Annotated in this window: 12 protein-coding genes; 7 read left to right on the top strand and 5 right to left on the bottom strand. The window is 58.6% G+C overall.

What is annotated here, in order from left to right:
• Nucleotides 1–85 precede the first annotated feature (85 nt).
• The 6 genes from ACR0FC_RS04780 (at nucleotide 86) to ACR0FC_RS04755 (ending at nucleotide 5,332) form a co-directional block, all read left to right on the top strand.
• Nucleotides 86–874: an ABC transporter ATP-binding protein gene (locus tag ACR0FC_RS04780; RefSeq protein WP_093962961.1), complete on the top strand. Its 789-nt coding sequence runs from the start codon at nucleotides 86–88 to the stop codon at nucleotides 872–874.
• Nucleotides 871–1,701 (top strand): ABC transporter ATP-binding protein, encoded by an 831-nt coding sequence (locus ACR0FC_RS04775; protein WP_170338588.1) that lies wholly within the window; start codon nucleotides 871–873, stop codon nucleotides 1,699–1,701. The genes ACR0FC_RS04780 and ACR0FC_RS04775 overlap by 4 nt, the downstream gene beginning before the upstream one ends.
• Before the next feature lie 327 nt (nucleotides 1,702–2,028).
• Nucleotides 2,029–2,358 carry a hypothetical protein gene (locus tag ACR0FC_RS04770; RefSeq protein ID WP_170338586.1) on the top strand — a complete coding sequence of 110 codons (330 nt, stop codon included), beginning with the start codon at nucleotides 2,029–2,031 and terminating at the stop codon, nucleotides 2,356–2,358.
• A 210-nt stretch (nucleotides 2,359–2,568) separates the two neighbouring features.
• Nucleotides 2,569–3,579 (top strand): branched-chain amino acid ABC transporter permease, encoded by a 1,011-nt coding sequence (locus ACR0FC_RS04765; protein ID WP_093962081.1) that lies wholly within the window; start codon nucleotides 2,569–2,571, stop codon nucleotides 3,577–3,579.
• Nucleotides 3,576–4,889: a branched-chain amino acid ABC transporter permease gene (locus tag ACR0FC_RS04760; protein ID WP_170338584.1), complete on the top strand. Its 1,314-nt coding sequence runs from the start codon at nucleotides 3,576–3,578 to the stop codon at nucleotides 4,887–4,889. Before ACR0FC_RS04765 ends, ACR0FC_RS04760 begins: the two co-directional genes overlap by 4 nt.
• A gap of 188 nt (nucleotides 4,890–5,077) precedes the next feature.
• The gene (locus tag ACR0FC_RS04755) at nucleotides 5,078–5,332 is read left to right on the top strand and encodes a hypothetical protein (RefSeq protein ID WP_170338583.1); all 255 of its coding nucleotides are present in this window, start codon (nucleotides 5,078–5,080) and stop codon (nucleotides 5,330–5,332) included.
• A gap of 42 nt (nucleotides 5,333–5,374) precedes the next feature.
• Here ACR0FC_RS04755 and ACR0FC_RS04750 read toward each other — a convergent pair whose 3' ends face one another.
• Nucleotides 5,375–6,922 carry a helicase HerA-like domain-containing protein gene (locus ACR0FC_RS04750; RefSeq protein WP_170338581.1) on the bottom strand — a complete coding sequence of 516 codons (1,548 nt, stop codon included), beginning with the start codon at nucleotides 6,920–6,922 and terminating at the stop codon, nucleotides 5,375–5,377.
• Between the two features lie 467 nt (nucleotides 6,923–7,389).
• Between ACR0FC_RS04750 and ACR0FC_RS04745 the strand changes: the two genes are divergently transcribed.
• Nucleotides 7,390–8,001, top strand: coding sequence for an invasion associated locus B family protein (locus tag ACR0FC_RS04745; RefSeq protein ID WP_170338579.1), 612 nt, complete (start codon nucleotides 7,390–7,392; stop codon nucleotides 7,999–8,001).
• Nucleotides 8,002–8,051: 50 nt separating this feature from the next.
• On the opposite strand, the gene ACR0FC_RS04740 is transcribed toward ACR0FC_RS04745, so the two are convergent.
• The 4 genes from ACR0FC_RS04740 to ACR0FC_RS04725 are packed head-to-tail and all read right to left on the bottom strand — an operon-like array spanning nucleotide 8,052 to nucleotide 12,298.
• Complete coding sequence (locus ACR0FC_RS04740) at nucleotides 8,052–9,260, bottom strand: beta-ketoacyl-[acyl-carrier-protein] synthase family protein (protein WP_170338577.1); 1,209 nt, start codon at nucleotides 9,258–9,260, stop codon at nucleotides 8,052–8,054.
• A gap of 9 nt (nucleotides 9,261–9,269) precedes the next feature.
• Nucleotides 9,270–9,527, bottom strand: coding sequence for an acyl carrier protein (locus ACR0FC_RS04735; protein ID WP_093962086.1), 258 nt, complete (start codon nucleotides 9,525–9,527; stop codon nucleotides 9,270–9,272).
• Nucleotides 9,528–9,559: 32 nt separating this feature from the next.
• The gene (gene lpxD, locus ACR0FC_RS04730) at nucleotides 9,560–10,651 is read right to left on the bottom strand and encodes a UDP-3-O-(3-hydroxymyristoyl)glucosamine N-acyltransferase (RefSeq protein WP_170338575.1); all 1,092 of its coding nucleotides are present in this window, start codon (nucleotides 10,649–10,651) and stop codon (nucleotides 9,560–9,562) included.
• Between the two features lie 36 nt (nucleotides 10,652–10,687).
• Nucleotides 10,688–12,298 carry a L,D-transpeptidase family protein gene (locus tag ACR0FC_RS04725; RefSeq protein ID WP_170338573.1) on the bottom strand — a complete coding sequence of 537 codons (1,611 nt, stop codon included), beginning with the start codon at nucleotides 12,296–12,298 and terminating at the stop codon, nucleotides 10,688–10,690.
• Nucleotides 12,299–12,597: the final 299 nt, after the last annotated feature.

The following is a 12,597-nucleotide window of genomic DNA, read 5'->3' as shown; positions in this document are numbered from 1 at the left end:
GGGCTGTTTCAATGACAAAAGGCGCCACCTTATCTTTGGGATGGGGCAACACGAAGAACCGCGAAAGCCGCGGACAGGGGAACACATGATCGTCGTCGAGGACGTGCACAAGCATTTCGGCGGTTTCCATGCGGTGGACGGGGCATCGCTGGAGATCGAAAAGGGCTCGATTACTGGCCTGATCGGTCCAAACGGGGCCGGAAAAACCACTCTTTTCAATGTGATCGCGGGTGTTCTGCCTCCGACCAGCGGCAAGGTCTGGATGGATGGCGAAGACATCACCGGCCTGCCGCCCCATGATCTGTTTCACAAGGGGCTGTTGCGCACGTTCCAGATAGCGCACGAGTTCTCGTCGATGACATGCCGCGAAAACCTGATGATGGTCCCCGGTGGCCAATCCGGTGAATCGCTGTGGAACACATGGTTCGGCCGCAAGCGGATTGCGGATGAGGAACGCGCCCTGCGCGCCAAGGCCGACGAGGTGCTGGAGTTCCTAACCATCGAACATTTGGCCGACCACAAGGCGGGTCAGGTCTCGGGCGGCCAGAAAAAGCTGCTGGAACTGGGCCGCACGATGATGGTGGACGCCAAGATCGTGTTCCTGGACGAGGTCGGCGCAGGCGTGAACCGCACCCTGCTGATGACCATCGCCGATACGATCCTGCGTCTGAACAAGGAACGCGGCTATACCTTCGTAGTGATCGAACACGACATGGATTTCATCGGCAAGATCTGCGATCCGGTGATCTGCATGGCCGAGGGCAAGGTTCTGGCGCAAGGCACACTGGACGAGATCAAGGCCAACGAGCATGTCATCGAGGCCTATCTGGGCACTGGGCTCAAGAACAAAGACCAGTTGGAGGCCGGGGCATGAGCGACAACCCCTATCAGGACGACAAGGGCAACAAGGACGCCTCGATCACCAACACGCATGGCATCGGCACGATGACGCCGGCCCATCGGGTCAGCGGCAAGACCCACCGGGTAGAGGGCGGTCCATTCCTGATCGGTGACACCATGACCGGCGGGTACGGCAAAGGCCCCGACATTCTGCACGATTGCACGATCGCCGTGGACAAGGGCGAAATCGCCGTGATCGTCGGCCCCAACGGCGCTGGCAAATCCACCGCGATGAAGGCCGTTTTCGGCATGCTGGACGTGCGCGCCGGATCGGTGCGGTTGGATGGAGAGGACATCACCAACCTCAGCCCACAGGACCGAGTGATCAAGGGCATGGGCTTTGTGCCCCAAACGCAGAACATTTTCACCTCGATGACGGTTCAGGAAAATCTGGAAATGGGCGCGTTTATCCGCACGGATGATTTCTCGGACACGATGGAACAGGTGTTCGAACTGTTCCCGATTCTGCGAGACAAACGCAACCAGGCGGCGGGAGAGCTCTCGGGCGGTCAGCGCCAACAAGTGGCCGTCGGCCGCGCGCTTATGACCAAGCCCAAAGTGCTGATGCTGGACGAACCGACCGCGGGCGTTTCGCCGATCGTAATGGACGAGCTGTTCGACCGCATCATCGAAGTGTCGCGCACCGGCCTTCCGATCCTGATGGTCGAGCAGAATGCACGCCAGGCGCTTGAGATCGCCGACAAGGGCTATGTGCTGGTCCAAGGGCGAAACGCATACACCGGAACCGGCAAGGAACTGCTGGCGGACGAGGAAGTGCGCAAGTCGTTTTTGGGCGGCTAACCGACGCTTTTCAGAACTGATTTTTTTATGGGGCTGGTCGGGATTCTCGACTGGCCCTTTTTCTTGATCGCTTTGCGCAAAATTGAAGGCCAGAAGATGGCAATCGGTGTTTCCGGCTATGACCTTCTTCTTGAGAACCCTTATTAGGCATCTGAAAAGTATAAATTATTTCCTGGTAGCGCACCGCTTCAAAAAGCCTGTGGAAATTCCCGGAATGCCTATCTGCTGCTTTAATCAGGTCAAATTTCAAAAATATCGCTGCGCCCGAACCACTACACCAATCCCCGAAACGCGCCCCGGTTGGGGGCACAGAAATTGGAAGACAAAATGAAGAAATGGATGATCGCCGCACTGGTCGCACACTTGGCAACTGGCGCTGTGGCTCAGCAACGCGAATTTGTGTGCATATCGGATATTGATGGAACCGAGTACCGGCTGACACGGCTTGAAGGCGAGCAGAAGGGATCGGTCAAATTCGGTGACACGACCGGGGATGCTCAGGTGTTTCCTGGCCTGAACAACATGACGTTCATCCTGGCGACCGAACAGCATGTCATGACCTTCTTCGTCAAAAGCCCGGATCTGTCCTACAACCTGTCCATTCGCCGTCCGGTCCTTCAGAATGACCGTGGTCAATGCACGGAAACCGGAGCCTAGTCCCGCAATCATCTGCGATTTCAGGCCGCGTCCCACATGGTGGCGCGGTCTTTTTCTTTCGGGGATCAGCAGACGGTTGGAGCGCGCATGATCAATGTTCGCCAAACCGCATAAAAACATGCACAAAGCCGCAAAAATCATGCTCCAAATTGTTGTGTCTTTCGTCGGCGTCATGCCATAAAGCCGCACCCGGACAGTGAGAAGAACATAATGGACCTACTGAATGCGCTTGTTGCGCTTGCGAACTTTGTGATCGTGCCTGCGGTTGCCTATGGCAGCCAGTTGGCACTTGGGGCGCTGGGGGTCACCCTGATCTACGGCATCCTGCGATTTTCCAACTTTGCCCACGGGGATACGATGGCCTTCGGCGCAATGATCGCCGTGCTGGTCACCTGGGGTCTTCAGGCGGCAGGGATCGGGTTCGGGCCCCTGCCGACGGCGCTTCTGGCGCTTCCGTTTGCGATCCTGGGGTGCATCCTTCTGGTGCTGATCACCGACAGGCTGGTCTATCGTTTCTATCGCGAGCAAAAAGCCAAACCTGTGATCCTGGTGATCGTATCCATGGGTGTGATGTTCATCATGAATGGGCTGGTGCGTTTCATCATCGGCCCCGATGACCAACGGTTCTCGGATGGGGCTCGGTTCCTGATTTCTGCGCGGGATTTCAAAAAGATGACCGGGCTGGATGAGGGGCTTGCGATCAAAACCTCGCAGGGCATCACCGTGATCGTCGCCGTCGTTGCCGTAGCCTTGCTGTTCTGGTTCCTCAACAAGACCCGCACTGGTAAGTCGATGCGCGCTTATTCCGACAACGAGGATCTGGCCTTGTTGTCCGGCATCAACCCGGAACGTGTGGTGATGATCACCTGGATCATCGTTGCGGCGCTGGCCACGACGGCCGGGGTTCTCTATGGGCTGGACAAGAGTTTCAAGCCGTTCGTCTATTTCCAACTGCTTCTGCCGATCTTTGCCTCTGCTATCGTGGGCGGATTGGGCAACCCGATTGGGGCGATCGCAGGCGGATTCATCATCGCCTTTTCCGAAGTCACGATCACTTATGCCTGGAAGAAGGTGCTGACCTACCTTGCCCCGGAAAGCCTCGAACCTTCGGGCCTGGTGCAGTTCCTCTCCACCGATTACAAATTCGCCGTCAGCTTCGTCATTCTGCTGATCGTGCTTCTGTTCAAGCCAACGGGTCTGTTCAAGGGGAAAGCGGTATGAACGAAGCAGTCAAAAACACCCTGCTTTTCGTGATTGTCGGCGGGCTCATCCTGCTGACCGGTTTCGTTCAAAGCTGGAACACGGCGATCCTGATTCTGAACATGGGTCTGATTTCCGCGATCATGGCGATCGGTGTAAACCTGCAATGGGGCTTTGCCGGACTGTTCAATGTCGGCGTCATGGGTTTTGTTGCGCTGGGCGGACTTGCGGTTGTGCTGGTCTCGACCCCGCCGACACCCGGAGCCTGGTCCGCAGGCGGGTATGGGATCGTGCTGGCGCTTCTGCTGGGGGCAGCGACCGTTGTCGCAGCCGTGATGGCCGCGCAAAAGATGCCCAAGGGCCGGGCACGAACGCTGGCAATCATCGCAATCCTCGTCGTCGGGTTCTTCGTCTATCGCGCGGTGTTCGACCCGAGCATCGCTGCCGTCGAAGCCATCGACCCAGCCATTGCCGGAAATATCGGCGGGCTGAATCTTCCGGTGCTGCTTGCATGGCCGGCGGGTGGGCTGTTGGCCGCGGGCGCTGCCTGGCTGATTGGCAAGACGGCCTTGGGTCTGCGCTCGGACTATCTTGCGATTGCCACGCTGGGTATCGCCGAGATCATCATTGCGATCATGAAAAACGAGGACTGGCTGGCCCGAGGGGTCAAGAACGTCTACGGCATCCCCCGCCCTTCACCTATCGTAGGCTATGAGATTGACCTGCAGAGCGATCCGACCTTCGTCGAACGTGCAGCCTCATTCGGGCTGGACCCGGTGACCGCTTCGACCCTGTGGGTGAAACTGGGTTATGCATTCCTGTTTCTGATCGTGCTTCTCATCCTGCTCTGGATGGCTCAGATGGCGCTCAAAAGCCCGTGGGGCCGCATGATGCGCGCGATCCGCGACAACGAGGTCGCCGCCGAAGCCATGGGTAAGGACGTCACCCGCCGTCATCTGCAGATCTTCGTTCTGGGCTCGGCCATCTGTGGCATTGCCGGGGCGATGATGACGACGCTGGACGGCCAGCTGACACCCAGCGCCTACCAACCGCTCCGGTTCACCTTCCTTGTCTGGGTGATGGTGATCGTCGGCGGTTCCGGCAACAATTTCGGCTCGGTCCTGGGGGCCTTTCTGATCTGGTTCCTGTGGGTCGAGGTCGAACCGATCGGTCTGTGGCTTATGAACCTGATCACTTCCAGCATGCCAGATGGCAGCGCGCTTAAGGCCCACCTGATCGAAAGCACGGCACATATGCGCCTGTTCACGATGGGGCTTATCCTGCTGATTGTTCTCAGATTCAGCCCAAGGGGCCTGATCCCCGAGAAGTAGACATCTTTCATCACTAAACCGTCAGGCCGCGCCATGCGAATGGCGCGGTTTCTTGATTGCGGCTTGAAAAATCAATAGACGGCTTCACACTCTATGAACCATATCGGCGCATATTGTTCGAAAGACCACTCACCTGATGCGCCGATCTTAACGAGTAAACTCTGACCCAGAAGAAAAGTTCTTGCACCATGAAGACTTCCACAAAGAAAATTGCCCTTATGGTTCCGGTCCTAGCTGTTGTGGCCGGATGTATCCCGAGCCCCCGTGAACTGGAAACCACACCCGTCCAGGTACAGACGCCCAAGGGCGTCGTGACCTGCCAACTGTATCGCCAGGATCGGGTTGTCTGGGATCGCGCGATTGATTTCCCGGCCACCAAGATGTCGGTTCCCGAAGCTGACGCCTATTGCCAGCAGGAAGGACAGCGGCGCCTCAAGCGCTGACGCGGCACGCCCCGCCAGTTCCGGCTGGCAGGGCGATGAAATTCAACGGTTGCGAAACAGCCCGCCCAGAATGCCGCGAACGATGCGGCGTCCTGTGGTTCCTTTCAGCTCTTTGATGACTGCCTCGCTCATGGCAGAGGCAAAGCTGTCCTGCTTTCGGACCGATCGTGCAGACGATCGCCCTACTCTGCTGCCGCTGTATCTGCGCGCCGCCGAATACTCCCGCTCGGACACCGACCGGGTGTCGTCATGCTCCTCGGGTTCGGCTACTTCGGCCTCGGCCGCGGCCTTGGCCGCGCGCGCCTGCAGGATTTCGAATGCCGATTTGCGATCCAGAAGCGTTTCGTATTTCCCAGCCATCGGAGACGCCGCCATCACAGCCTTGCGCTCGGCGTCGGTAATCGGGCCCAGTTGTGAACCCGGCGGACGTATCAATGTCCGCTCGACCATACCCGGCGCGCCCTTCCGTTCAAGCATCGAGGTCAACGCCTCGCCCACTCCGACTTCCCGGATCGCGGTTTCCGTGTCGAAGGCCGGGTTTTCCCGATAGGTTTCCGCGGCCAGCCGCAAATTCTTGCGATCGCGCGCGGTGAAGGCGCGCAAAGCATGTTGGACGCGGTTGCCCAACTGTCCGAGGATATCTTCGGGAATATCGGCCGGGTTCTGAGTAATGAAGTAAACCCCAACGCCCTTGGATCGGATCAATCGCGCGACCTGCTCGACCTTGTCCACCAGAACCTTGGGCGCATCATCGAACAACAGATGGGCTTCGTCGAAGAAAAAGACCAGCTTGGGCTTGTCGGGATCGCCGACTTCGGGCAGTTCTTCGAACAGTTCGCTCAGCAGCCACAAAAGGAACGTGGCATACAGCCCGGGCGCGCCCATCAGCTTGTCAGAAGCCAGGATGTTGACCATCCCGTGGCCGTTTTCATCCGAGCGCATCAAATCCGACAGTTCGAGCGCAGGCTCACCAAACAGCCGTGCGCCTCCTTGGTTCTCCAGCACAAGCAATCGTCGCTGTATGGCGCCAATCGAAGCGGTCGAGACATTTCCGTAGCGCAGCGACAGCTGTGACCGGTTTTCACCAATCCAGACCAGAAGAGCCTGCAGGTCCTTGAGATCCAGCAGCGGCATCCCCTCTTCATCCGCAACCCGGAAGGCGATGTTCAGCACACCTTCCTGCGCTTCGCTCAGGTCCAGAAGCCGGGAAAACAACAGCGGCCCCATCTCGGTAACCGTTGTCCGGACAGGGTGGCCCTGCTCACCAAACAGATCCCAGAACGTGACTGGGCACGCGGCATAGGAATAGTCGGCAAACCCGATGCGCTGGGCACGGTCCATGAAGGCCTGGTGCAACTTGTGATCGGGGCTACCGGGACGCGCCAGTCCGGACAGGTCACCTTTAACGTCAGACAGGAAAACAGGAACGCCCTGCTGCGAGAACCCTTCGGCCAGGATTTGCAGGGTCACGGTCTTGCCCGTCCCCGTTGCACCGGCAATCAGACCGTGCCGGTTTGCATATTTCAGCGTCAAACCCTGCGGCTGCTTGTATTCAACACCGCCACCGCCGACAAAAACGTTTTCCGTCATATTGATACGTCCCAAAACTTAGCGTCCCGGCACCACCATACAAACTTAACCTTTGACTGCGATAGTGATTTTGCCCACCTCGCAATTCCCTCGTGTGGTGGGCAAACTTCCTCCCTGTCGACTGGCTGTGCTTTCGGGCACAGCCATTTTTTGAAATTGCCAAGTTTCTGCTTGTGGAAACATTAAATTTCGCTGTTAGCAGTTGACCACTGGGTTCGCCTCTCGTAACGTTCGGGCATAACTAAGTCGGCCAGTCCGACGGGGAGATACATTGATTGAAGGGAGCCGCACGTACGGCTCCCTTTGTCGTTTGTACTCAAAGGCTTCTCGGCGTCACTTCAGGTGGCCTCCGATGTGTCGGCGAAAATCCGTCCAATCCCGCGTGCAGCGCGCGCTTTGCAACTGACATGGCCGAGCAGGAATGCTAGAGACGTTTGAAAAAGCTGTATCAGCACAATGAGGCACTGATGATCACCAAACTTGTTCCAGCCACCCTGGTAACGGCTGCATTGCTGGGCTCAGGCGCGTTCGCCCAGGAAGCCACGACTGAAACTCAAGAGCAGACCCAAGCCGGTCAGACCACGGATACCGGCTCCGACCTGGATCTGGGTCAAAGCGGCCCGCGTGTCGGCGAGCAATATGTCCGCGAGAAGTCGGGCGACTGGGAGATCTCCTGCATCAAGGCGCAGACCGGCGATGACCCCTGTGCGATGGTTCAGATTCTCAACGGAGCGCAGAATGAACCTCTGGCCGAGATTACCGTTGGCAAGCTGCCCGCCGGTGGTGCCGCCGCAGCCTGGGCGAACGTCATTGTTCCGCTGGAAACCCTGCTGCAGGCACAACTGGCCATCTCGATCGATGGCGCACCTCGCAAGCTGTACAACTATCATCACTGTGTTCCGGTCGGTTGTGTTGCGCAGCTGGGTCTGACCCAGGGCGACATTGACGCGATGAAAGCGGGAACGAAGGCTACCATTTCACTGGTGCCCGCACGCGCGCCCGATCAGGTTATCAACATGGATCTGTCGCTGAGCGGATTTACCGCTGCCTTTGACGGCCTGGAGGTCAACACCAACTGATCACGCCAAGATGAATGACCAAAGCCGCCATCCCCCGATGGCGGCTTTTTTCATACCTTCTTGAGGGCTAAGACCGCGTTCAGACCGCCAAACGCAAAGGCGTTGCTCAATGCCACATTCACCTCGGCCTCGCGCGCCTCGTTTGGTACGACGTCCAAAGCGCATTCCGGGTCGGGTTCTTCATACCCTATGGTCGGCGCTATCACGCCGTCACGGACAGCCATGATACAGGCCAGCAGTTCAACCGCGCCGGTTCCGCCGATAAGGTGGCCGTGCATGGATTTGGTCGATGAGATCATCAGATCGTCGGCATGGCGTCCGAACACATCCGCTACTGCTGCGCATTCGGTCTTGTCATTGGCGGCGGTTCCGGTGCCGTGGGCGTTGATATAGCCCACGTCACTTGCGTTCAGCCCGGCGTCCTTCAAGGCCTCGGCCATGGCACGGGCCGCGCCCTGCTTGCTGGGCATCACGATATCCGTCGCGTCCGAAGACATCGCATAGCCCGCAACCTCACACAGAATTTCAGCGCCTCGAGCACGCGCATGTTCGTATTCCTCGAATACGAACACACCGGCGCCCTCGCCCTGAACCATGCCATTGCGATTTGCGCTGAACGGCCGGCAGGCGTCCTTCGACATAACCCGAAGGCCTTCCCAGGCCTTGACCCCGCCAAAACACAACATGGATTCCGACCCGCCGGTAATCATCGCCGGGGCGGCGCCACTGCGCACCATCTGGAACGCCAGCGCCATCGCGTGGTTGGACGATGCACAGGCCGTCGAAACGGTGAAGCTGGGGCCTTTGAGGTTGTGCTCCATCGAAATGTGGCTTGCCGCCGCGTTGTTCATCAGCTTCGGCACGACGAATGGATGGACCCGGTTCTTCCCGTCTTCGTAGACCGAGCGGTAGTTGTCATCCCAGGTCGAAACACCACCGCCGGCCGTTCCCAGAACGACCCCCGACCGCACGGCCAATTCGCCGTGAAACTCCAGCCCCGACTGGTCGATCGCCTCTTTGGCCGCAGTCAGAGTGAATTGCGTGAAACGGTCATACAGCGCCATCTGCTGGCGATTGAACCGGCCCTCTGCCTCGAACCCGCGAACCTGGCCGCCAATTTTGATGCTCAGTCGGTCGACGTCACGAAATTCAAGCTCGGAAATGCCGCAACGGCCTTCGCGCATCGCTTCAAGGGTGTCGGGCACGGAATGGCCCAGCGAATTGATCGTGCCAGCGCCGGTGATGACAACCCGTTTCATGACCGCGGATCAAACCTTTTCCGCGACCAGCTTTTCGATCCCGGCAATGATCGCCGCAACATTCGAAATGTCGAAATCACTTGCCGTCGGTTCGTTGGCGTTGAAGGGGATCGAGATGTCGAATTCTTCCTCGATGGCAAAGATGCTTTCAACGAGGCCCATGCTATCGATCCCGAGATCTTCCAGAGAGCTTTCGGGCGTCACGTCGGACGGCTCCAGCACGGCCTGCTCTGCAATGATTGCGATGACGCGGTCGCTGATGCTCATGTCGTTCCCCTGATTGTCGCGTTGCGGTTGATTTAGTCGCTCGACGAGGGTTTGAAAACCGTCTTTTTAAGCGCCTCTACGTCACGGGCCATGCGTGGAAGCCGACGCTGCGCCTTGTAGATTTCGGTGTGCGTTTCCATTTTCACGCCCGGATAGCCCATGATCACACGACCTGCCGGGACATTCGAAAGTACCTTGGTTCCACCGCCCGCGATCACGCCGTCACCGATGAAAATATTGTCGACGACTCCGGTCTGGCCACCCAAAACCACGTTGTTGCCGATCTCGACCGAACCGGACACGCCGGTTTGACCGCAAAGCAGACAGTCTCTGCCGACCTGAGTGTTGTGCCCGACATGAACAAGATTGTCCAACTTGGAGCCGTCTCCGATGACGGTGTTGCGGATCGTACCGTTGTCGATGGTGCAGTTCGCGCCAACCTCGACATCATTGCCGATCTGGACCGCACCGAGTGAATGGATGCGCAACCAGCTCTGTGCCTTGGCGTCCCCGGCGTCGCCCATGGTCTTGCGCACGTTTTCCACCCCGGACACCTCGGGCGTGACAAAGCTGAACCCATCTCCGCCGATCCTCGCTCCGGGCTGCGCAATAAAGCGATCGCCAATCATGGCGCGCGCACCGATGCTGACCATTTCGCGCAACAGGCAGTTCTCGCCCAGCACGACATCCATACCCACGTGGCACTGGGCGCCGATCACCGTTCCGGACCCGATGCGGGCCCGGGGGCCGACAACGGCCAGAGGCCCGATGGACACATCTCCGGCGATCTCGGCCGTCGGGTCCACGACCGCCGAAGGATGGATCCCGGGTGCGACGCCCTGCCCCCGGTCCAGCATCGTGGTAATTCCGGCCATTGCCATACGGGGGCGGCCGACAAACACGGCGCCCTCCAGACCCAGTGCGCGCCAGTCGGCACCTTCCCACAGAACAGCACAACGCGCCTGACCCTCAGCCAGCGCCTCGGCGTATTTCGGAGCCATCGCCATAGCCAAATCGGTCGGACCGGCATCCTTGGGCTCGGCCGCCCTCAGAATCGTCAGGCTGGTGTTTCCCTCGGCCGGCGCCCCCAGAGCATCGGCGATTTGCTGTAAGGTGAACTGCATCGCGGGCTTCCTTGTCGCAGGATTTGCGCCCCGTGCTTACCCCTGAACGTTCGGCAGGGCCACCCCTGCTTTTTGCAGGGCATCCCAAATCTTCTGATCCCGCCCATAGACATCGCGCCGATACTGCACGTCGCCCTTCGGCCCGACGAATGCGGTGCGGTAGATCAGATGAACCGGGACCGGCTGCTTGAGGTCAACCTTGGTTTCACGCCCGGTGCCCAGAACCCTGTGGAAAAAGGCCTTGGGGTCCTCTTCCTGTTTTGCCAGCAAAGCATATGCGAAATCAAAGGGTTGCGCCAAACGAATGCACCCGTGAGAGAAGGCGCGCACTTCGCGTGCGAACAGGCTCTTCTGCGGGGTGTCGTGCAGATAGATGTTGTACTTGTTGGGGAACATGAACTTGACCAGCCCCAGAGCGTTGCTCTGCCCCGGAGGCTGGCGCATCGCAAACGGGAAGCTGCGAGCCGTGAACTGGTTGAAGTCCACCGCGTTGCGGTTCACCTGCCGCCCGCGCCGATCGGTTATCTCTAGATGCCGGACGGCATTGGGGTTGGCCCGCAACTTCGGCAGGTATTCCTTGGTGATGATCGAGCGCGGCACATGCCAGCTGGGATTGATCACCATGTGCTCCATCACATCCGAAAATTCGGGGCTTTGACGATCGCTGGTGTTTTTGCCTATCACTGCACGTGTTTCAAATGTCACCCGACCATCGTCGACGATTTTCGCGGAAAAGTCGGCCTGATTGACCAGAACATGCCGTGCCCCCCTCTCGCGAGGGAGCCAGCGTTCACGTTCCATCGCAACCATCACCGCCTTGAGCCGGTCAGAAGGTGAACGGTTGATTTCGGCAATCGTTCCCTGGCCGGCGACACCATCTGGTTCAAGTCCATGGGCGCGTTGGAAGGCTTGCACCGCTGCCACCATGGAGTCGTCATATTCCGGGCTGGCCGTGGGCTTGAGGAACCCCATCGCAACCAGACGATTACGCAGCTTTATGACGCTCAGCCCCGTATCGCCGCGTTCGTATTTTCCGGTTGGTACGGTCGGACCCCATTCGCCATGTTCGTTCAGTGACTGCAGCGCCATCTTCTGCTTGAGCAGCGCCCGGTACTGGCTGGACTGCGGCGGAAGCTGCGCGAGATAAGAGCCGTCGGTGGATTTCATCATCGCCGCAAGATGATCCGAAGCCGGCTTCCGTTCGACCGCACGCACGAGGCCGGCGTCGATCTGAGCCGGGCGCAGCAGCCCGGACTGAACATCCTGCGCATAGCGGACAAACGCCTCGCTCAGCGCAGCCTCAAGCGCCCCGAGATCGCGGTTTGACCGAGCGCTCTGCATCTTCGCCATCAGGCCATCAACGTCATATCGTTCGGCCGGAAGACCGTGCATCTGAGCATGGGACAATGCTTTTATAAGTGCCGACCGACGCGCCGCGTGATCAGAGGTAGGACCGACCCAAATCGGCGCGAATTCCTGTTCTCGATAGAAGGACGCGATATCCGGGGTTGTCCCTGCGCTTTCCGCGACAGCCATCCGAAACGCGAAACTCTCAGCCTGGGTCGGAGCCGCCTGAACGGATGTGGCCGACACGGCGATGCTTGCGGCAAACAGAAAAATAGTACAGGTCCGACGGACAGAATTCATGGGATAGCCTTGGTTTTCAATAACTTGGAACACTAGTTTTTGCGCCCGACAATTATGTTTCACGCCTCGGGGGATTGTCCACTCACATTTCCAACAGCACATCACACCGCTGGGCCCCTGATGCGCGTTTGCATCGTCTGGAAAAAAACGAAAGGGATTCAGGCCTGTTCGCCACATTTTTCGTCACTTGCGCAGATTTTCGCCGAAAATTCCCCGTAAGAAAGCACAAGACCAAAAGATCACTTGGCGCAAGAATCCCTCTGTGGCATAAAATCCGCATCTGGGATGGGAAAGAATTA

The sequence above is a fragment of the Ruegeria sp. BB9 genome (assembly GCF_056539345.1).
The sequence above is the reverse complement of the archived record's forward strand: the minus strand, read 5'-3'. Positions and strand labels throughout refer to the sequence as shown.

Bases quoted from the DNA above. Each gene is read 5' to 3' on its own strand.
- ACR0FC_RS04735 (WP_093962086.1), bottom strand. From the start codon at position 9,527: ATGAGCATCAGCGACCGCGTCATCGCAATCATTGCAGAGCAGGCCGTG.
- ACR0FC_RS04740 (WP_170338577.1), bottom strand. From the start codon at position 9,260: ATGAAACGGGTTGTCATCACCGGCGCTGGCACGATCAATTCGCTGGGC.
- ACR0FC_RS04750 (WP_170338581.1), bottom strand. From the start codon at position 6,922: ATGACGGAAAACGTTTTTGTCGGCGGTGGCGGTGTTGAATACAAGCAG.
- ACR0FC_RS04745 (WP_170338579.1), top strand. From the start codon at position 7,390: ATGATCACCAAACTTGTTCCAGCCACCCTGGTAACGGCTGCATTGCTG.
- ACR0FC_RS04770 (WP_170338586.1), top strand. From the start codon at position 2,029: ATGAAGAAATGGATGATCGCCGCACTGGTCGCACACTTGGCAACTGGC.
- ACR0FC_RS04780 (WP_093962961.1), top strand. From the start codon at position 86: ATGATCGTCGTCGAGGACGTGCACAAGCATTTCGGCGGTTTCCATGCG.
- ACR0FC_RS04765 (WP_093962081.1), top strand. From the start codon at position 2,569: ATGGACCTACTGAATGCGCTTGTTGCGCTTGCGAACTTTGTGATCGTG.
- ACR0FC_RS04760 (WP_170338584.1), top strand. From the start codon at position 3,576: ATGAACGAAGCAGTCAAAAACACCCTGCTTTTCGTGATTGTCGGCGGG.
- lpxD (WP_170338575.1), bottom strand. From the start codon at position 10,651: ATGCAGTTCACCTTACAGCAAATCGCCGATGCTCTGGGGGCGCCGGCC.
- ACR0FC_RS04725 (WP_170338573.1), bottom strand. From the start codon at position 12,298: ATGAATTCTGTCCGTCGGACCTGTACTATTTTTCTGTTTGCCGCAAGC.
- ACR0FC_RS04755 (WP_170338583.1), top strand. From the start codon at position 5,078: ATGAAGACTTCCACAAAGAAAATTGCCCTTATGGTTCCGGTCCTAGCT.
- ACR0FC_RS04775 (WP_170338588.1), top strand. From the start codon at position 871: ATGAGCGACAACCCCTATCAGGACGACAAGGGCAACAAGGACGCCTCG.